Origin of the sequence: Petrimonas sulfuriphila (assembly GCA_038561985.1) — a bacterium.
GTDB classification, from domain to species: domain Bacteria; phylum Bacteroidota; class Bacteroidia; order Bacteroidales; family Dysgonomonadaceae; genus Petrimonas; species Petrimonas sulfuriphila.
This window is the reverse complement of record CP073276.1, coordinates 3,341,230-3,360,952: the sequence shown is the minus strand read 5'-3', so window position 1 is coordinate 3,360,952 and position 19,723 is coordinate 3,341,230. Positions and strand designations below refer to the sequence as shown.

Annotated in this window: 22 protein-coding genes; 17 read left to right on the top strand and 5 right to left on the bottom strand. The window is 41.0% G+C overall.

Translation table 11 applies throughout. The features are described 5' to 3' along the window. Nucleotides 1-2: 2 nt before the first annotated feature. A complete protein-coding gene (locus KCV26_14240; GenBank protein ID WZX36440.1) occupies nucleotides 3-452 on the bottom strand; it encodes a type I restriction enzyme HsdR N-terminal domain-containing protein in 450 nt (149 codons plus the stop codon). Between the two features lie 50 nt (nucleotides 453-502). On the opposite strand from KCV26_14240, the gene KCV26_14235 reads away from it, so the two are divergent. After that, nucleotides 503-1,279, top strand: a complete 777-nt coding sequence (locus tag KCV26_14235; GenBank protein WZX36439.1) for an AMP nucleosidase — start codon at nucleotides 503-505, stop codon at nucleotides 1,277-1,279. 52 nt (nucleotides 1,280-1,331) lie between these two features. Then, nucleotides 1,332-2,348: a DNA polymerase III subunit delta gene (holA, locus tag KCV26_14230; protein WZX36438.1), complete on the top strand. Its 1,017-nt coding sequence runs from the start codon at nucleotides 1,332-1,334 to the stop codon at nucleotides 2,346-2,348. Here holA and KCV26_14225 read toward each other — a convergent pair. Further along, nucleotides 2,345-2,896, bottom strand: coding sequence for a glutathione peroxidase (locus tag KCV26_14225; protein ID WZX36437.1), 552 nt, complete (start codon nucleotides 2,894-2,896; stop codon nucleotides 2,345-2,347). The genes holA and KCV26_14225 overlap by 4 nt on opposite strands. A gap of 822 nt (nucleotides 2,897-3,718) precedes the next feature. Between KCV26_14225 and KCV26_14220 the strand changes: the two genes are divergently transcribed. From KCV26_14220 to KCV26_14185, 8 genes are all read left to right on the top strand, one after another. Further along, the gene (locus tag KCV26_14220) at nucleotides 3,719-4,177 is read left to right on the top strand and encodes a helix-turn-helix transcriptional regulator (GenBank protein ID WZX36436.1); all 459 of its coding nucleotides are present in this window, start codon (nucleotides 3,719-3,721) and stop codon (nucleotides 4,175-4,177) included. Between the two features lie 148 nt (nucleotides 4,178-4,325). Beyond that, complete coding sequence (locus KCV26_14215) at nucleotides 4,326-5,735, top strand: amino acid permease (GenBank protein WZX36435.1); 1,410 nt, start codon at nucleotides 4,326-4,328, stop codon at nucleotides 5,733-5,735. A gap of 115 nt (nucleotides 5,736-5,850) precedes the next feature. Beyond that, nucleotides 5,851-6,399, top strand: coding sequence for a class I SAM-dependent methyltransferase (locus KCV26_14210; protein ID WZX36434.1), 549 nt, complete (start codon nucleotides 5,851-5,853; stop codon nucleotides 6,397-6,399). Between the two features lie 136 nt (nucleotides 6,400-6,535). After that, on the top strand, nucleotides 6,536-7,309 hold the full coding sequence (locus KCV26_14205; GenBank protein ID WZX36433.1) for a dihydroorotate dehydrogenase electron transfer subunit: 774 nt from the start codon (nucleotides 6,536-6,538) through the stop codon (nucleotides 7,307-7,309). Beyond that, nucleotides 7,297-8,208 carry a dihydroorotate dehydrogenase gene (locus KCV26_14200; protein WZX36432.1) on the top strand — a complete coding sequence of 304 codons (912 nt, stop codon included), beginning with the start codon at nucleotides 7,297-7,299 and terminating at the stop codon, nucleotides 8,206-8,208. Before KCV26_14205 ends, KCV26_14200 begins: the two co-directional genes overlap by 13 nt. Nucleotides 8,209-8,326: 118 nt before the next feature. Further along, nucleotides 8,327-9,364, top strand: a complete 1,038-nt coding sequence (locus KCV26_14195; protein WZX36431.1) for an aspartate--ammonia ligase — start codon at nucleotides 8,327-8,329, stop codon at nucleotides 9,362-9,364. Nucleotides 9,365-9,531: 167 nt separating this feature from the next. Further along, nucleotides 9,532-10,194, top strand: coding sequence for a uracil-DNA glycosylase (gene ung / locus KCV26_14190; protein WZX36430.1), 663 nt, complete (start codon nucleotides 9,532-9,534; stop codon nucleotides 10,192-10,194). Between the two features lie 24 nt (nucleotides 10,195-10,218). Next, complete coding sequence (locus tag KCV26_14185) at nucleotides 10,219-11,076, top strand: DUF1460 domain-containing protein (GenBank protein WZX36429.1); 858 nt, start codon at nucleotides 10,219-10,221, stop codon at nucleotides 11,074-11,076. Between the two features lie 3 nt (nucleotides 11,077-11,079). Here the strand turns inward: KCV26_14185 and KCV26_14180 are convergent, their stop codons facing one another. The 3 genes from KCV26_14180 to KCV26_14170 are packed head-to-tail and all read right to left on the bottom strand — an operon-like array spanning nucleotide 11,080 to nucleotide 14,287. Next, nucleotides 11,080-11,535 carry an MgtC/SapB family protein gene (locus KCV26_14180; GenBank protein WZX36428.1) on the bottom strand — a complete coding sequence of 152 codons (456 nt, stop codon included), beginning with the start codon at nucleotides 11,533-11,535 and terminating at the stop codon, nucleotides 11,080-11,082. A gap of 3 nt (nucleotides 11,536-11,538) precedes the next feature. Continuing rightward, on the bottom strand, nucleotides 11,539-12,603 hold the full coding sequence (locus tag KCV26_14175; GenBank protein ID WZX36427.1) for a CapA family protein: 1,065 nt from the start codon (nucleotides 12,601-12,603) through the stop codon (nucleotides 11,539-11,541). Nucleotides 12,604-12,613: 10 nt separating this feature from the next. Beyond that, a complete protein-coding gene (locus KCV26_14170) occupies nucleotides 12,614-14,287 on the bottom strand; it encodes a S41 family peptidase (protein ID WZX36426.1) in 1,674 nt (557 codons plus the stop codon). Nucleotides 14,288-14,462: 175 nt separating this feature from the next. Between KCV26_14170 and KCV26_14165 the strand changes: the two genes are divergently transcribed. The 7 genes from KCV26_14165 to KCV26_14135 all read left to right on the top strand — a co-directional run bounded on the left by KCV26_14165 (nucleotide 14,463) and on the right by KCV26_14135 (nucleotide 19,717). Then, nucleotides 14,463-14,870 (top strand): VanZ family protein, encoded by a 408-nt coding sequence (locus tag KCV26_14165; GenBank protein ID WZX36425.1) that lies wholly within the window; start codon nucleotides 14,463-14,465, stop codon nucleotides 14,868-14,870. A gap of 63 nt (nucleotides 14,871-14,933) precedes the next feature. Next, nucleotides 14,934-15,518, top strand: a complete 585-nt coding sequence (locus tag KCV26_14160; protein ID WZX36424.1) for a redoxin domain-containing protein — start codon at nucleotides 14,934-14,936, stop codon at nucleotides 15,516-15,518. A 32-nt stretch (nucleotides 15,519-15,550) separates the two neighbouring features. Beyond that, on the top strand, nucleotides 15,551-16,018 hold the full coding sequence (locus KCV26_14155) for a DUF4870 domain-containing protein (GenBank protein ID WZX36423.1): 468 nt from the start codon (nucleotides 15,551-15,553) through the stop codon (nucleotides 16,016-16,018). Beyond that, nucleotides 16,018-16,704 carry an ATP-binding cassette domain-containing protein gene (locus KCV26_14150; protein WZX36422.1) on the top strand — a complete coding sequence of 229 codons (687 nt, stop codon included), beginning with the start codon at nucleotides 16,018-16,020 and terminating at the stop codon, nucleotides 16,702-16,704. The genes KCV26_14155 and KCV26_14150 overlap by 1 nt, the downstream gene beginning before the upstream one ends. Before the next feature lie 115 nt (nucleotides 16,705-16,819). Next, the gene (locus KCV26_14145) at nucleotides 16,820-17,992 is read left to right on the top strand and encodes a glycoside hydrolase family 99-like domain-containing protein (protein WZX36421.1); all 1,173 of its coding nucleotides are present in this window, start codon (nucleotides 16,820-16,822) and stop codon (nucleotides 17,990-17,992) included. A 17-nt stretch (nucleotides 17,993-18,009) separates the two neighbouring features. Then, the gene (locus tag KCV26_14140) at nucleotides 18,010-18,576 is read left to right on the top strand and encodes an RNA polymerase sigma-70 factor (protein ID WZX36420.1); all 567 of its coding nucleotides are present in this window, start codon (nucleotides 18,010-18,012) and stop codon (nucleotides 18,574-18,576) included. 118 nt (nucleotides 18,577-18,694) lie between these two features. Next, entirely contained in the window at nucleotides 18,695-19,717 is a 1,023-nt protein-coding gene (locus KCV26_14135) for a DUF4974 domain-containing protein (protein ID WZX36419.1), read from the top strand. Nucleotides 19,718-19,723 lie beyond the last annotated feature (6 nt).

Genomic DNA, 19,723 nt, shown 5'->3' with positions numbered 1-19,723 from the left:
CGCTATAAATCCCCGTACTCCGGTATTTCCTGTAAATAATCAAACGACATATCTTCGTAGTTCATTTTACAGCAATAGTGAGACATCCCGTTGGATACAATCAGGTATTTCACTTTCAATACGATATTGTATCTAACTACCTGATCGAAAGCTTGTTGAGTAATCTCTATGTCGGGTTTCTTAAATTCGCAGATAACCACCGGACGAAGGCTATTGTCATACACAACGGTATCGCATCGTTTGGTGAGCGAGTTTAACCTGATCATTGCTTCATTTGCCATTAAAGAAGCCGGATATCCTTTTTCCGAAATCAGGTAATGTACAAAATGCTGGCGCACCCACTCTTCGGGGGTCAAGGATACATATTTCCTGCGTAACGGATCGAAAATTTCCAAACCGTTAGGGGTTTTTCGGATTTTAGCATCGAAAGTTGGCAAATTTAACGCATACATATGTTATCTTTGTTCATCGGGAAAAGTGATCAGACAAAAGTAAATTAAATATGAGAACCAAACAAGAAATTGTTGAAAATTGGCTTCCACGTTATACAAAGCGCTCTTTGGAAGATTTCACCAAATTCATTCTGTTGACCAATTTTCAAAAATATGTCGAAATTTTTGCCCATCATTTTAACGTTCCTATCTTGGGACTGGATGCCAACATGCCCAGCGCATCGTCCGACGGAGTTACCATCATTAATTTTGGTATGGGTAGCGCCAATGCCGCGACAATCATGGATTTACTAAGCGCAATTTCTCCAACAGCAGTATTGTTTCTGGGAAAATGTGGCGGAGTAAAAGCACAAAACGAACTAGGTGATTATATTTTACCCATTGCTGCTATTCGCGGAGAAGGGACCTCAAACGATTATCTTCCACCCGAAGTACCTTCACTGCCGGCATTTAGCCTTATGCGTGCCGTTTCTTCGAATATCCGGGATTTTGGGCGTGATTACTGGACCGGAACAGTTTACACCACGAATCGCCGAGTCTGGGAATATGACGATGAATTCAAAAACTACCTGCGGAAATTGCGCGTAATGGCTGTGGATATGGAAACAGCAACATTATTCACGTGCGGCTTTGCCAATCATATTCCTACGGGAGCCCTGCTGTTGGTTTCGGACCAACCTATGATTTCTACAGGCGTAAAAACAGATAAAAGCGATAAGGTCATTACCGAGAATTTCGTGGAAGAACACGTTAAGATTGGTATTAAATCGCTTACCACACTTATCAACAGAGGTTCAACGGTAAAACATCTCCGGTTTGACTGGTAATGATGACGGATGCTGAAATCTTCATATCTAAAAATTTAAAAGTCAAAAATAAATGGCCAACATTACCTTCGATTCACTGAAAAAAGACATCTCCAGCCGCATTTTTGCCCCTGTCTATTTATTGATGGGGGACGAAGCCTATTTTATAGATCAACTGACAGAGCTGTTGTTGGAGAAAGTACTTACTGAGACGGAAAAAGATTTCAACTTGCTCACATTTTACGGGGTGGATTCTGATGTGAATGCCATTGTAGCTGCAGCACGTCGTTTTCCGATGATGGCTGAATACCAGCTTATTGTAGTGAAAGAGGCGCAGGAACTCAGCAAGTTTGACCTGTTGGATTCTTACGTCAAAAATCCATTGAAAAGTACGGTGTTGGTTATCAACTACAAACATGGTACCGTGGATAAAAGAAAGGCTGTGATAAAGCACATTGAGAAAAACGGAGGTGTAGTGTTTGAGTCGAAAAAGTGGTACGAAAACCAGGTGCCGTCTTTTATAAAAAACTATTTTTCCGAAAGAATGATCCGGATCGATGAGAAATCGGCTCAGATGATTACCGATTTTGTAGGGAACGACATCAGTAAACTTATTCAGCAACTTCAAAAACTGGAAGTTTCCCTTCCCGAAGGTTCCAACACGGTTACTTCGGAACTTATAGAAAAGAACGTGGGTATCAGTAAAGATTATAACAACTTTGAATTGTTAAAAGCTATTGCCGAAAAAAATATCTTAAAGGCCAATACAATTGTCGATTATTTTAGCAAAAATCAAAAAGACAACCCTAGTATTGTAACGTTGTCGGTTTTGTTCAACTACTTCAGTAATTTGTTGGAATGCTTTTGGTTACCGCAAAAAAACGAACAAAACGTGATGTCGGCGCTTAACCTGAAATCATCGTTTTTCGCCCGTGATTACATGACCGGCCTACGGAATTACAACGCCGTAAAAGTAATGGAGATTATCACCTATTTACGTATTTTCGACGGGAAATCCAAAGGGATTGATAATCACTCTGCTTCCTCCGGAGAGTTACTCAAAGAATTGGTTTACAAAATAATGCATTAGTTTTTTGTCAACCAATTCAGAATGACTTTGCTTTTGGGACTTTCTTTAGGCATCACCACATCCACCAGGTTTCCCTTCTCATCAATCAGGAATTTCTGGAAATTCCAGGTGACTTCCTGATCAATTTTTCCATTTTCAGATTTATGGGTCAGCCATTTATAAAGAGGAGCTTGATCATTGCCGGCAACACTAATTTTCTCCATCATCGGGAAAGTCACACCGTAATTCAGGGTACAAAACTCTTTTATCTCTTTGTTGGAACCGGGTTCCTGATCCTTGAAGTTATTCGCCGGGAATCCAATAATAACGAAGCCCGTGTCCTTATATTCATCGTAGAGTTCCTGAAGAAGTTCGTATTGGGGAGTGAACCCGCATTTTGAAGCAACATTAACGATCATGACTTTTTTTCCCTTAAACTGAGAAAGGTCGAATTTCTTTCCGTCGATATCAATAACTGTAAAATCGTATAGATTTTTTTGTTTGTTTTGGGCAGATGCCAGCAGAACAACGGTGATGAACAGTAAAACTGAAATTATTCCTTTTTTCATTTTTTATACGTTTAAAGTTTCACAAATTAAATCATTTTTCTCTGATTTTCCATTTTTTACTCTTATTATTTATCAGATCACTTTTTTTAGCATAGATTTTTAGTATCAATTGTCTGATTATCAGTAAATAATAGTTTTTTGAATCCTACGAGAATCGATTATTTCTATTGACATGGGGAGTTCCCGGTATTTTTTTGTTTTTAGTGGAGTTCTGGTGTATTTCGAGTATTTATCCTCTGTCTTCCCAAACGCTACTGATTGCTTGACGAAAAAATACGGTTCGGCTTAAATAAATTTTCAACAGTCGTTGAATAATTACAAGCAATAAGACACATACAAATAATTTACTTTTGTATCTATTTCAAAAGTAAACAACAAATGTACCAAGACTAAGATCAAACATAAATACCAAAAAGTATAAAACATTTGTATATTTATTATTTTAACAAACAGATAATCAATTTATTTATAGATACTAAATATCTATAAATCATATAGTTAAAATCATTTATTAAATTTATAGATTAGTTTTTAGCGATTTTCAACTCTAAGAATGCGGATAATTTGTTAAATAATAGCATTATATATTATTTATAATGATATATATCAGTACTATAGATTAATATTTTAAAGTTTATATTTTTTCAGTTTTTGACGTTGTTAACCGTTGTTATTTTATTTGCAAGTACAATTGTTTATTGATGAGATACTTTTGTAATTAACAAATATATATTTTAATAGTTTCTATTTGTAAATAATGTTTCGTACATTTGTATCTAAATTAAATACTGAATATTTATTCATTATTCATATTCTTGCATCATGAGAGAACGAATTAGACAAATAATGGAAAATGAAAATTTGACGCCGGCAAAATTTGCCGATAGACTTCAGATTAACCGGGCCAATATTTCTCATATTCTAAACGGAAGAAACAACCCTAGCCTCGATGTCGTTACCAAAATTTTATCAGGAATGCCGTACATCAATACTGAGTGGCTAATCAATGGTACAGGACAGATGTATAAAGATGGATTTGATATGGATTCTATACCTAAAGAACATGATTTATTCCATCAGGGCCCTCCTGCAACACTCCAGGAGAAAGAAACGGTCGTTAAACCTGAAGGAATTGACGTTAATAAGCCTGAAAAAAATATTCAAGTTATTGAAAATAAGATTATTGATGCTCAGAAAAATAATGATAAAAAAATCAGGCAAATAATTATTTATTACAACGACAGCACATTTGAAACTTTTGTACCGCAGCCGGTTAAATAATGTGTTGTTTTTGACGCTTTCCCTATTCCTCAAAAATTAAATTTCCTTTCCCGTTCAATCCGGAACCCTTGTTTTATTTGACGGATACCTGTAGAACATTAATAAATTAATTATTTGTATCTTTGGATTTGCGATAACTGATGGTGTTATGCAAAAGAACAACGCAAATACAGGCAACGGATCAACAGTTGACAGCAGGATTTCTTCGGATCAAAACGAGATATGTCCGCCCGCAGCTCCCAAACCTACATTACGCCTTATAGACGCTATTGTTCTGATTACAGGCATTGTGATCGGTGCTGGAATTTTCAGAACACCGTCGGTGGTTGCAGCGAACACTCCCGATGGATTTTGGTTCTTGAGTGTCTGGGTGCTGGGAGGCCTGGTTTCTCTTGCCGGTGCGCTTTGCTATTCGGAGCTTAGCTCTGCCTTTCCCAGTGCTGGAGGCGATTACCATTTTTTAAGAATGGCGTTTGGTAATGGGTTCTCTTTCTTGTTTGCCTGGGCGCGTATTGCGGTTATTCAAACAGGCTCCATTGCTATACTGGCTTATATTGCGGGTGACTATATGTCGAAACTGCTATCGTTTGGCGAACATTCAGCCTCTTTTTATGCTGTTCTCGTAGTGGTTCTGCTCACCCTGGTAAATAGGCTGGGAATTCAATTCGGAACTGGCCTTCAAAAGCTTCTGTCCGCATTGCAGTTTACCGGCATACTGATCATCATCGTAGTGGGTTTTTTTGTAGAGCCCGATATTTCGTCAACAGCCTCTCCGGGTATTGAATCATCGCCCTCTTTTCAATCATTCAGCCTGGCTCTTATTTTTGTTTTATTGACTTTTGGCGGATGGAATGAGGCAGCTTATGTCTCTTCGGAGTTGAAGGCTGGCAGTAGGAAGATGGTATTTGTGCTGGTTGCGGGTATTTTGATCATAACCGCGGTGTACCTTCTTATCAATATGGCTTTTTTGAATGTGTTGGGACTTCCTGGGATGGCTGCGTCGGATGCCGTTGGGGTGGATATGATGAGGGTTACGCTTGGAAAAAAAGGGGTTGTTTTAATAGGCTTGCTGGTAATATTCTCTGCTTTAACATCATTAAACACAACTATTTTTACGGGTGCACGATCCAATTATGCACTGGGAAAAGATTTCAGTCTGTTTGCCACTCTCGGAAAATGGAACGAAAGAAAGTCTGCGCCGCTCAATTCCCTTCTTATTCAAGGTGTCATTGCTGTTTTGCTTATAATTTTCGGAGCATTTAGCCGGAGCGGATTCGAATCCATGGTCGATTTTACAGCACCCGTTTTTTGGTTTTTCTTTTTGTGTATGGGCATTGGATTGATTGTACTGCGGGTAAAGATGCCTGACGTACCACGACCGTTCAAAGTTCCGTTGTTCCCGGTAACCCCGCTCTTGTTTGTTGTGTTTTGTGGATATTTACTTTATTCGAGTCTGTCTTATACCGGCAAAGGTGCTTTATTGGGGGCGGCACTTTTAATCATCGGGCTGATTTTTTACCTTCTTTTCAAAAACAAGATTGTAGCCAGGAAGGATTAACAGTCTTAAATTGTTAATTTTACCTTATTTATTCTTACATCGGTTGAACAATTAACGGTACCCGTTGATTTATTACATAAGACCCTTATTTTCTAACAATTAAAAATTACACAACATGAAATCAGTCAAGTGCTTGTTTGTTTTGTTATTCACGTTGGCATTCACACAGTTAAATGCCCAGATAGATCTTGACGTTCCCTATGTTCCTACTCCGATGGAGGTGGTAGATGTTATGCTTGATTTGGCAAAAGTAAACAGGAGCGATGTCGTTTACGATTTGGGATGCGGTGATGGGCGTATAGTGATAACTGCTGCCAAAAAATATGGAGCTACCGGGATAGGAGTGGATCTGAACCCGGAAAGGATTGAGGAGGCCAATGCTTATGCTAAGAAAAAAGGAGTAGAAAAGAAAGTGAAATTTTACGAAGGAAATCTTTTCGATTTTGATTTCAGTAAAGCTACTGTGCTAACCCTTTATCTGCTACCGGATGTCAACCTGAAATTAATGCCGAAAATACTGAAAGAAATGAACCCGGGAAGCAGGGTTGTTTCTCATGCTTTTGACATGGGTGACTGGAAGCCAGATAAGCAGGTATCAGTAGATGGCAGAACGGTATATTTGTGGACGGTTCCCAAAAGAAAGGATAGCAGCCGGATAAAATAGAGAAAAGGGGTTTTTAAAAAACCGTAATCCTGCTTCAGAACCAGGTTTGCCCTTTGCAAGCCTGGTTTTATTTTTGTGCGCCTGTGCAGGAATTGAAAATTATAGTGTAAATTTGTACCCAATAAAGTTTTCACCGATGAAAGTACTCGACTTCATTGTTCGCTCAAACGAACCTCTTAATTACCAGAACAACCTGATCAAGGTTACTCCGGCAGATAATGATACGTTGCCCGATATGTTTCCGGGACAGTTTGTTCAGGTTTTAGTAAGTAATTCAGGCAATGTGTTTCTTCGAAGGCCTATATCCATAAACTTTGTAGATAAGGAAAAAAATGAAATGTGGCTTTTGATACAGCGTGTGGGTGAAGGAACCCGAAAAATATGTGAAACACCTGCAGGTCAACTATTGAATCTGATTTTTCCGCTGGGCAACTCCTTTACCATTCCGAAGAAAGAGGGCAAATACCTGCTTGTGGGAGGGGGAGTGGGCACTGCTCCCATGCTTTTTCTGGGGAAAAAACTCAATGAAAAAGGGTATTCTCCCGAGTTCCTGTTAGGGGGACGTTCCCAAAGGGATATACTTCAATTGAGTGATTTTGAGGCGTTGGGAACAGTGTACTGTACTACTGAGGACGGATCGTTGGGCGAAAAAGGATTTGTAACCGATCATTCTGTTCTTCGGAACAACGTATACGACTTTATTTATACATGCGGACCAAAACCTATGATGGTGGCGGTAGCCCGGTATGCACGCACGAACAAAACCGGATGTGAAGCATCATTGGAAAATCTTATGGCGTGCGGTTTCGGAGCTTGCCTCTGTTGTATCGAGAAAACAACCCGGGGAAATCTTTGCGCCTGCACCGATGGACCCGTCTTTAACATTAACGAACTCACATGGATCGATTAAAAGTAAATATCGGAGAACTGGAATTGCAAAATCCGGTAACCACGGCATCGGGAACCTTCGGTTACGGAGTGGAATATGCTGATTTCATTGACTTGAACCGGTTGGGGGCAATTTTTGTCAAGGGAACTACCCTGGAGCCGAGACAAGGCAACGACTATCCCAGGATGGCTGAAACACCTTCCGGAATGCTTAATTCTGTCGGCTTGCAAAATAAAGGTGTGGACTACTTTGTCGAACATATTTATCCCGGAATAAAAGGGTACAATACCTGCATAATCGTTAATGTATCGGGCTCAACGCTCGATGATTACGTAAAATGTTCCGAAAGACTGGCCGATTTGGATAAAGTTCCTGCCATTGAACTGAACATTTCCTGCCCCAACATCAAAGAGGGCGGAATGGCTTTTGGTACTTCGTGCCAGTCGGCTGCAAACGTTACCAGAGCAGTTCGCAATGTTTACCATAAGACATTGATTGTAAAGTTATCGCCCAACGTTACCGATATAGCTGATATTGCGAGAGCGGTTGAGGATGAGGGGGCTGATTCTGTCTCGCTGGTAAATACATTTCTGGGAATGGCTATCGATGCGGAAACCAGAAGGCCCAGGCTCTCCACCGTGACGGGAGGGTTGTCGGGTCCGTGTATAAAGCCTATCGCGCTGCGAATGGTTTGGCAAGTATACAATGCCGTGAAAATTCCGGTTATCGGGATGGGAGGAATTTCAAATGCAGCCGATGCCATTGAATTTATGCTTGCCGGGTCGACAGCCATACAAATCGGGACCTATAACTTTATAGATCCTGCGGTTTCCATGAAAGTAATCGACGGAATTACCGATTACCTGGATAGGCATAATTTGAAGTCAGTCAGCGAAATAATAGGCAAACTAGAGGTTTAATGCTCTTTTGATCTTATTTTATTAAAAAAATTGTCAAAATGAGTATTTGTGATGAAAATATTTGACAAACTGAATAATTGATGTATCTTTGCAGACGATTACATCAAAACGGTATAAAATGTCAAACCTGATTGTTCCAAAAGGATATAAACCCTTGTTAAATCTAAGGCAGACGGAGCTTGGAATTAAAAAAATCAAGGATTTTTTTCAGCAAAATTTAGCATCGGAGTTACGTTTACGGCGTGTTACCGCACCTCTTTTTGTGGAAAAGGGAACCGGAATCAACGACGACCTGAATGGAATAGAGCGTCCGGTGAGTTTTCCTATTAAGGATATGAACGATACCGTTGCTGAAATTGTACATTCTCTTGCCAAATGGAAAAGAATGACTCTGGCCGATTACGGAATAGAAAAGGGGTATGGTATTTATACCGACATGAATGCTATCAGAGCTGATGAAGAATTGGACAACCTGCATTCGCTTTATGTTGACCAGTGGGATTGGGAGTTGGTAATCGATGAAAAAGAAAGAACGGTTACGTTCCTGAAAGATGTTGTAAAGCGGATTTACAGCGCTATGCTCCGTACCGAATATCTGGTACATGAATATTTTCCTCAGTTAACACCTGAGCTTCCACGCGAAATAACCTTCATTTCTTCTGAAGATTTGTTGCAAAAATATCCGGATCTGGCGGCAAAGGAACGAGAAGATGCCATAGCAAGAGAATGCGGAGCCGTTTTTATTATTGGTATCGGGGGGAGCTTATCTAACGGTGAGCCACACGATGGACGTTCTGCCGATTACGACGACTGGACAACACTCAACGAGGAGGGTTTCGAGGGATTGAATGGCGATTTGCTTGTTTGGAACTCCGTGCTAGATAGGGCTGTGGAACTGTCATCCATGGGAATTCGGGTGGACAAGAAAGCCTTGTTGAAGCAGTTAAAAATCAAAAATCAGGAGGAAAAACTCCGTTTGTTTTTTCACAAACGGTTGGTCAACGATGAACTTCCCCTTTCCATAGGTGGAGGGATAGGACAGTCACGCTTGTGTATGTACTATTTGCGTAAAGCGCATATCGGGGAGATCCAGGCCAGCATATGGTCGAAAGAAATGAGAAGAGAAGCTGCAGAGAACGATATCTTCCTGATATAAGCCGAAGACTTTTCTGTTGAATTTCATTGAAAATTCCTGTTTCTGCTTGTTTTTTTGTATTTTTACTCACCAAAAACCAACTGTTGCGTCAGGCTATGCGAACAGACAATGCTTAAGCCTGCATGAGTCATGCCTTAGCAAGCAATAGTCTAGCTTTATAAACCGTTATGACTGTAAAAATAGAAGAGAGCTGGAAACAACGACTGAGTGAAGAGTTTGAAAAACCTTATTTTAAAACCCTGACTGATTTCGTACGGCAGGAGTATTCCACACGAGCCGTTTATCCGCCGGCAAAGCTGATTTTTAACTCTTTTGACCAATGCCCTTTTGAGCAGGTAAAGGTGGTTATTGTGGGTCAAGATCCGTATCACGAACCCGGACAGGCTCATGGATTGTGTTTTTCAGTGAACGATGGAGTACAAATTCCTCCATCGCTGGTCAATATATACAAAGAGATTCACAACGATTTAGGAAACCCCGTTCCGGCATCGGGAAACTTGGAAAGATGGAGCAGGCAGGGGGTTCTTTTATTGAATGCAACGCTAACTGTCCGTGCCCATCAGGCCGGCTCACACCAACACAAAGGATGGGAAGAATTTACCGATTCCGCTATTTATCACCTCGCCAACGAACGTGAAAATCTGGTTTTCCTCCTTTGGGGAGCCTATGCACAGCGTAAAGGTTCCGTTGTTGATACGAATAGACATCTTGTGTTGAAATCCCCGCACCCTTCGCCATTATCTGCACATCGGGGATTCTTTGGAAACAAGCATTTTAGTAAAACAAATACGTATTTACGGGCTCACGGTATTTCCCCCATAGATTGGTAAATGTAAACTTCAACAAATCTTCAAATGTTGCCTAAACCCATTCATCTTTTCTTATTTTTCTCATTTTTTTTTGATGTTCAGGTCTCCTTTACCCAATCCATCGATTGGGAACCGCAGGACAAAATTATTTTCGAGCATTACAGAAAACACATAGACCCTATCCGGTCAAAATCAAAAGAACTGATTTTGCAACAGACAGCGGAATTTTTTCTCAATGCGCCTTATGTTACCGGGACTTTGGATAAAAACGATACCGAAAGACTGGTGATAAATTTACGGGAATTCGATTGTGTGACTTTTGTGGAAACAGTTATTGCCCTTGCCAACACAGTTGTTTCGGACGATCTTTCGTTTGACAATTTTGCTTCGCAACTAAAACGAATCAGGTATAGAAATGGTGTTGTCGATGGTTACGATTCCCGGCTGCATTACACTTCTGACTGGATTTACGATAACGTGAAAAAGAAAATTTTATCGGAAGCAAGCCAACGGTTGGGTGGAATATCTGAAACGAAAACCATCGATTTTATGACTTCGCACCGCACTGCTTACCGTTTGTTGAAAACAGACGATCAAATGCTCGAAAGAATAAGGAATATTGAAGGCGAGATAAACGCCAGGGGAGGATTTTACTACCTCCCTAAAGAAAAGTTAGAGTCAGCGAAAGTAGATATTCCACACATGGCGATGATTGCCTTTACCACCTCCATCAAAGGGTTGGACACCACACACACGGGGTTTTCCTACAAAAAGGACGGTAAACTGACGTTTATCCACGCATCGAGTGCGAAAAACAACGTGGTGATTGATGAAAAAACGTTGAGTGATTATTGTAAGAAGCAAAAATCCTGTACGGGAATCACGGTAATGCTTGTCCGTTGATTTCTATTCGAATGAATGATCGTTGTTATTTCCGGCTTTCTTTTTCTTCTCTCCCATAAACCATTTGTCCGCTTTCTTGAAGGCCGTATTGACCAGGATAATCAACAGGGCGGAAATCAACAGCTCCACATACAAACCCAATCCGGCAAGGGAGCCCAGGGCGGCGCTGCACCATATCGTAGCCGCAGTGGTGAGGCCCTGGACATTGATGCCCCTGTGCAGGATCACACCCGCTCCCAGAAAGCCGATTCCCGTTACGATCTGGCCGATTATCCGGGTAGGGTCTCCGCCGTTTTCGGTTAAAATTACATTGATCAGCACGTAAATACAGGCACCTACCGATACCAGGGTATTGGTACGGAATCCCGCACTTTTATTATTGATTTGACGTTCAAGTCCCACGGCGCCACCGGCAGCAACTGCCGCCAGCAGGCGAAAAACAAACTCCCATGTTGGCATAGCTTAAAACGATCCAATTAGTTGATCGGCCTTGGTTGCAAAGATATTCATTTTTTGCCATTCTTCCGGGGTTAGCTCCGGAATTGCCTTTTTTTTGTGTTCCTCTACCGGAATGACCGTGTATTTCAACTTCCCGTTTTCGGTATGTTTTCTCACCCAGATCAACGAGTAACTGCACGATATTATCTTCACCGGACTGTTATCATCCGCCATATGGATAACTATCTCAGCCATTGCCCCGCCGTCGGTATTTATTTTTTGCTGGTTGGAGACGAAATTACCGAGCGAATAATAAACAACGGTCTCAATCTCGTTGTTTGTTTTATTCTTAGCCAACGGTTGTACTACGTGCGGATGATTGCCGATAATGATTCTGACACCGTTCCTGAAAAGAAAACTGGCCAGCCTTTTCTGTTCGGCATTCGGACGGGTTACGTATTCATCGCCCCAATGCATATTGGCGATAACGATATCGGGGTTATAAAGTTGCGTGAGCCTTAAATCGCTTTTCATTTGCAGCGTATCGATGACGTTCACCATATGGGGCGCAGTAACCGGGAGTCCGTTGGTGTCGTACGTGTAGTTCAGGAAAGCAATCCGGATACCGTTTTTAATAACCATAAGAGGGTAGTTCAATGCCCGGAAGTCTTTCGAACGGAATACTCCTGTATGTTTTATCCCGATGGAATCCAGCACGCCGAGTGTGCGCTCAACTCCCCTGCGCCCTTTATCAACGACGTGGTTGTTGGCCAGAAAGAAAATATCAAATCCCGCATCTTTCAATCCGGAAGCAAACTCGTCGGGAGCACTAAATTGTGGATATCCCGAATAAGGTTTTCCAGCTAATGTGGTCTCGAAATTCACACAAGCGATGTCTGCAGACGCTATTTTCTCCTTCAGCAAATAAAAACAGGAATCGTAATTGTATCCGTCAGGGGTTTGTGCTGCACGTATTTGCGGCAGGTGTTGCATAGCGTCTCCGGCAAAAATCAACCTTACCTGTTTCTCCTGGGCTTGTGAAAGTGAAAAGGCAAGGAACAGAAATAAAGTTGAAGCAGTGAAACGCACGGCAAGTGGGTTATTGAGGTCCGGTTACGGGTTGCGGCTGGAGCGTGCGAGCGTAAAGTTGTTTGTCTTTCAGCACTTCTTTGGCCTTCTTCAGTGCCGCATCATCCTTCAGCTCATACATCAGTACACCTTCTTTGTAATAGTACCGCTGAACAATCTCGGTTTCGATCATCTGCCTGATCTCTTTACTGAAAAGTTCCAGGTCACGATCGAGGTTGGGTTGCAATTTTTCTTCCAGTGCCTTGAATTCTTCCGAAGCTGTGTTGAAATATCCCTCGAACTCCATGATGTTTTTTAACGACTGTAACGAGCGGTTGCTCATTTGGTCGTACTGAAAATCCTTGCTTTTTACAAACTGTTTAAACAGTTCGTAATCAGCGTCGGAAAGATGAAAATTGGCGGGAGGTGCAACGGACGGATGTTTTAGGGCCCAATCGGTGACGTAGTCGAAAATAATGTTTTCGGTAAGTAAATAATAACCGATCGTGCCGCTTTTTTCCTGGGGAATGACGTAGTCAGGGGTGATACCGCCGCCATCACGCACTTCACGACCGCTTTTAGTTTTGAAAACATGCGTCAAACTATCCGGAACACGTGCTACGGAACCATCGGGATTGCGGTGCGAATAATCCAGGGCCTGAATACAACGTCCGCTTGGAATGTAATACTTCGATGTAGTGATTTTGATGTTTCCACCGTAAGGTAAATCACGTGGTGTCTGCACCAAGCCTTTTCCGAAGGAGCGATTGCCGATAATAACAGCCCGGTCCAAATCCTGAAGTGAGCCGGCAACAATTTCAGAGGCAGAAGCCGAGCCGGTATCGATAAGCACAACAATCGGCATAAGTGTATCGATCGGTTGGTTTTGAGTGTGATACGATCTGTCCCATTGTTTTACCTTGCCTCTTGTGGAAACAATCTCAAGCCCTTTCTGCACGAAGAAGTTGACAACGTTGACGGCTTCATCCAAAATACCTCCACCGTTTCCGCGCAGGTCAATAACCAGAGATTCAGCGCCTTTTTTCTTCAGATCCAGGATCGTTTCCTTAACCCGGTTCGAGCTGCCGTTGGTAAAGCCGGAATAATGCAAATATCCCACGGCATCATCCAAAACGGCAGAATAGGTGATGGGGTCGATTTCTATTTTTTCGCGAACAAGGGTTATCTCGCGGGATTTGTTTTCTCCGGGACGTTGAATTTTCAGTTTCAACGTTGTTCCGGGAGTTCCTTTTAACTTATCGCTGACCTCTTTTACGGATGCTTTTACCATATCCGCTCCGTCAATTTCCAGAATGGCATCGCCTGCCTTTAGGCCTGCTTTATCGGCCGCAAGTCCTTTGTAGGGTTCGTTGATAATCACCCGGTTGTTGTTGTAGGAAATGATTGACCCTATGCCGCCATATTCGCCTGTAGTCATAAATTGAAGATCACCGATATTCTCTTCGGCATAGTACTCCGTATAGGGATCCATCCGGGCCAGCATGGTGCGGATGGTTCCGTTGATCAAACTGTCTACCTTTACGCTGTCCACGTAGAACATATCCAATTCCCTGATCACGGAGTTGAAAATATCGATGCTTTTGTTGATATCGAAATACCGTTGATTTTTATCGGTTTGCGTGGTTTGGGCTTTAACGGTTGTTGCGATTAATACGATTAATAGAAGAAAAGAAATTTTTTTCATATTTAAAGAAATCCGAAAATGATCGTTTTGTATGTTGTTTTTTGTATTTAGCTGACAAAGAAACGAATTTTTCAGGAATTTAAGGGATTGTTTTAGTTATATGTTTTTAAAATTGAGCGTGGAGTCATGTTTTTAAATTATCTTTGAGACGTTTTTTGCAAAACGATGTCCCTATATGAATAATTATCTCCGTCATATTCTTCTTCCCGTTTTTGTTGGATTCCTGATTTTCACCGTAACCTGCTTGATTAGTTCTGATGATGTCCCTCAACTTCCACAAATTATAGCTTGGGACAAGATAGCTCACTTCGGAATGTTTTTTGTATTGTCGGCCGTCTCCTTGTTTGATTATTATCGCTTGCATAACGGTCGTCCCAGAATGAGCCGCTGGGTTTTCTGGGGATTTATTTTACCTGTTATATACGGAGCAGCTATTGAACTGATGCAGAAGTACTTCTTTAGCTCGCGCAGTGCAGAACTGGCCGATTTTTTGGCCGACCTCCTGGGTTCCCTTACCGCTTGGCTTATCGCTTTATTTTTATACAAAAAAAATCGGAAACAGGAAAAAAAACTATCTTTGTGAAGTGTAAACGAAGAACAAAGCGTTTAGCGTAAAAGATTTATTTTTGAAAACCGTTAAAATCATATGCTTAAAGGATTATCTTTCATTTTTTTATTTGTCCTGGCGTTGGTATCGTGTAACCCCTCCGTGAAAAAGAACGGTGTTAATACGCAAAAACAAAATACCGTTCAGGTTCAGGATACCCTTGACCGCCAATACCGGGTAAAAGTAGGAGACCCTGCTCCCGATTTTGAGATGGCTTTGCCCGACGGTAAAAAAATAAAACTATCCGATTTGCGCGGGAGAGTGGTGATGCTGCAATTTACCGCCAGTTGGTGCGGGGTTTGTCGGAAAGAAATGCCGCACATCGAGAAAGAGATATGGCAAAAACACAAAGACAATCCCCAGTTTGCGTTGTATGGTATTGACCGGGAGGAACCGGCAGAAAAAATTCAGGTGCTGCGTGAGGCAACCGGTGTTACCTATCCCATTGGAATGGATCCGGATGCGGGAATCTTCGGGTTGTACGCCGAAAAAGATGCCGGCATCACGCGCAATATCATTATTGACAGGGAGGGTAAGATCGTTATGCTTACCCGGTTGTTTGAAGAAGAGGAATTCAACGAAATGGTTTCCTTGATTGACAAGTTGCTGAGAGCTATGAGTTAAGATTAAATGTACTACATAACACAAAAAAGATCATGAAATACGAAGATTTAAAAATTCTGGACCAACTTCGTGAAAAAGGAAGCATCACCGAAGAAGAATACCAACGTGAAAAAGCGAAGATATTGAATGAAACAATTTCGTCGTCGACATCGTCGGGCAGTAAGCCTCTTTTCGGACTGGAAGAAAACACTTACCTCATGTTGATGCATGTTTCCCAATTGCTGGGTTTGCTGATACCGTTAGCTGGGTTTGTGGCGCCCGTACTCATGTGGGTTATCAATAAGGATATCAACGCCAACGTGGATCTTCACGGAAAAAATATATTGAATTTTACGATCAGCTATCTCATTTACAGTGCGGTACTAGCTATTACTATTATCGGTATTCCGTTGCTCGTCGTTCTGGGTATTGTTTACCTGGTTTTTGTTATTTTGGCTGCTGTTAAAGCCAATAACGGCGAATACTGGAGATATCCGTTTATTATTCAATTTTTAAAATAATGAGTGACGATTTTTTGATAAAATATACCGGAGTACAACTCAACAGAGAGGAAAATATAATTTTACGTGATGTGAACCTGGAGGTCAACCGGGGTGATTTTTTATACATTATCGGTAAAGTAGGGTCGGGGAAAAGTACATTACTGAAGAGTATGTATGCTGAAATTCCGATTGAGTCCGGCGATGCCCGTGTCTTCGATTACCACTTGCAAGCCTTGAAAAGAAAACAGATCCCTTACCTGCGTAGAAAGATCGGTATCGTTTTCCAGGATTTTCAGCTTCTCATCGACCGTACGGTAGAAAAGAACCTGGAGTTTGTGCTCCGGGCGACGGGTTGGAAAGACAAAATAATTATTAAGGACCGTATTATTGAGGTATTGACTCAGGTTGGAATGCAAAACAAAACCTACAAAATGCCGCACGAACTTTCAGGTGGCGAACAGCAACGTGTGGTAATTGCCCGGGCGTTGCTCAATTCGCCATTGCTGATTCTTGCCGATGAACCTACAGGAAATCTGGATCCCGAAACCGGTAGCCAGATTGTAGACTTACTGCAACAGATTTCCAGTGGGGGCACTGCTGTTATTATGTCGACCCACAATTATTCCATTGTTCAGACTTTTCCCGGACGTATCATGAAATGTGAAAACACGGAATTGGTCGATTTGAAGAATTTCGGCTATTAGAGAATTGTTAGGAGGATTCTCAATAGTTTTTACTATAATTGCAAAAATATTTTTTAACTCAAATACTATGGTTTTCAAAATTAATGTAAATTTTTTTTTAAAGTTGTCCGTATGGATGGCATGCTGTATGGCAGTAACTTCATGTACCGATAAAAAAAACACGGTTAAGGAGAGCAGTAATAATTCTGAGTATTACGTTGCAGCCTACATTTGGCCATCGTGCCATCACGACGAGCGTTTCGGTGATATGTTGTGGCCCGAAGGAACCGGGGAATGGGAGGTGATCAAGAAAGGAAACCCACGATTTGAAGGCCATTACCAGCCGAGGCTTCCGTTGTGGGGTTATGAGATGGATAACGACCCTAAGGTGGTTGAGAAATGGATTGACCTGGCAGTGGAACATGGAGTCAATGTCTTTGTGTATGACTGGTACTGGTATGACGAGGGACCATTTCTGGAAAGTGCGCTGAACGATGGATTCCTGAAAGCAAAAAATAACTCGAAGATGCAGTTTTATATCATGTGGGCCAATCACGATGTAAAGCGCAATTATTGGAATGTTCACAAATATAAGGACGATACGTCGGTTTTGTGGAACGCTGTTGTTGATGAAAATAATTTTAAGATTATCGTTGACCGGGTGATCAATCAATATTTCAAGCAACCGAATTATTTTAAGATTGACGGCAAGCCCGTTTTCTCTATTTTCAGTATTGACAAGCTGATGGAGAGCTTCGGAGGAGATGCGAAGAGAACACGGGAAGCACTGGATTATTTCCGGGAGGAAGTTAAAAAAGCGGGATTCCCGGACCTGCATATTCAATGGAACCAGGGGGGAGGCTCCCTCATGTCGAAAGAGTCGGCTGAAAAATTTTCAAACAAAGTAGAGGAGATGGGGTTCAACAGTGTTGCCATGTATAATATGGGAGGACTCAACGAAGATTATTTGGTATACGGCGACAATTCAAGAAAAATACGGACTCAAATGGATTCCATATTGAACGTACCGTTATTCCCATGTGTATCTGTTGGCTGGGATGATACGCCGCGTTTTCCAGCGAAAGGCATGAAGGATGTGGTTCATTACCACAACACCCCCGAAAGCTTCGCAGCTTTGTTGTATCAAGCTAAGAAGTATGCTGATAGTCATCCTGAACAAACGAAACTCATTACCATAAATGCCTGGAATGAATGGGTGGAGGGGAGCTATCTCCTGCCTGATATGCAGAATGGATTTGGCTATTTAAAAGCCGTAAAAGAGGTGATGAGCGGGGAATACGAGCCTTAAAACAGGAAATACCTGAATTGCAAAACGGTCGATTAAGAGATATGATACCCTGTGGCGATGAAAAGCAAGTAAAAAAAATTTACCTGCAACAGGCTCCTCAGTTAATCGCCTTTGCCAGAAAGTTTGTCGATAACTTCACAGCTGAAGATATTGTACATGATGTGTTTCTTAAGTTTTATCACCAAAATTCAGAGAAGTTTAATGAAAACGGAATAAAGGCTTACCTTTTCCGCATGGTAAGAAATGCCTGTCTCGATTATCTGGAGCATCTTAAAGTTGAAGAGACTTATGTGTCAAGGATTCAGGCAGAACTGAAGATTGAAGAATTAAGATGGTATGATTTAAACGAAGATATTTTATTTAATGAGAAAATCAATGCTGTCTATGATGAAATAGAGAGACTTCCCCCACAATGTAAAAGAATTTTTATTAAAGCTTACCTTGAAGAAGAAAAACATGCCAGAATTGCTAAAGATTTAAATATCTCCGTAAGAACCGTAGAAACACAAGTTTATAAAGCTTTGAAAATAATTCGTGATAATTTAATGCCTTTACTTCTCTCCATTTTTTTTGTTTTATTGTGAAAATTATTTAATTTTTTGTAATTTATATACGTAGTTTTTGTTCTTAAACCGTATATATATCAAAAGACGCTATAAAGGCCGTAGAGTCTTTTTGATTATTAGAAGAAATAAGTAATTGATGGACTTTAATATAGAGGAAATAATCATTCGGGTTTTACAAAATACCGTTTCGGAAGAAGAAATGCATTTCTTTTCTGAATGGATTCATTTAACCGACAAAAACAAAAAATTGTTTTTCGAACTAAAAAATATCTATGATTATCGAAAAGGAGATTTGTCTATTGATGGTGTTGAGTTGGAAACCGGATGGAATCGCCTATGGGCAAAACTTCAAAAAAGTAAAAGTAAGGATGAGATAGTTGTTACAAAGAAAAAATCAATACTGTTCAACCGTTGGAAAATAGCTACAACTGCCGCTGTCGCTGGATTCTTAATTTGGGGCGTTACTTTGTTTTACATACGGCAGGAAACATCCGTTACCTGGGTGGAAGTTCATAATCCCGCGTGTAGTCTTCCTAAAACCATTCATTTACCCGATGGTTCGTGGGTACAACTAAATGCGTCGTCTTATTTAAGATATCCGAAGAAATTTAAAAATGAAGAACGTAAAGTATACCTCGATGGTGAAGCATTGTTCAACGTAATAAAGCAGGAAAACAAATTATTTATTGTTCACAGCAATAAACAACAAATCAATGTGCTGGGAACGAGATTTAATGTTATGGATTATTCAACAGATGCATATTCCGTCACTACCCTGATCAGTGGAAAAGTGCAACTGGAAACTTTTGACGAAGAGAAAAATTTAAGGGATCGTATTGTAATGAGTCCTGAGCAACAACTTCGCTTTGATGCATATACCGGACAAATAACCTTGAACCAGACCGATACCCATGAGGTAATATCTTGGACCAACGGGATATATTCGTTTCAGGATGTTCCTTTGCAACAAATAACTGATCGGTTGAGTAAAATGTACGGTGTAACCATTATTGTTACTGATAAAGAAAGCCGTGCGGAGAAGTATACCGGTAAATTCTTATCGAATCAGAGCATAGAAGAGGTTATGCGGATTATTAATTTTCATGGAGAATTCCGGACAATTTTTAGCAACGACTCCATTACAATTGCGTTAAAATAAACATTA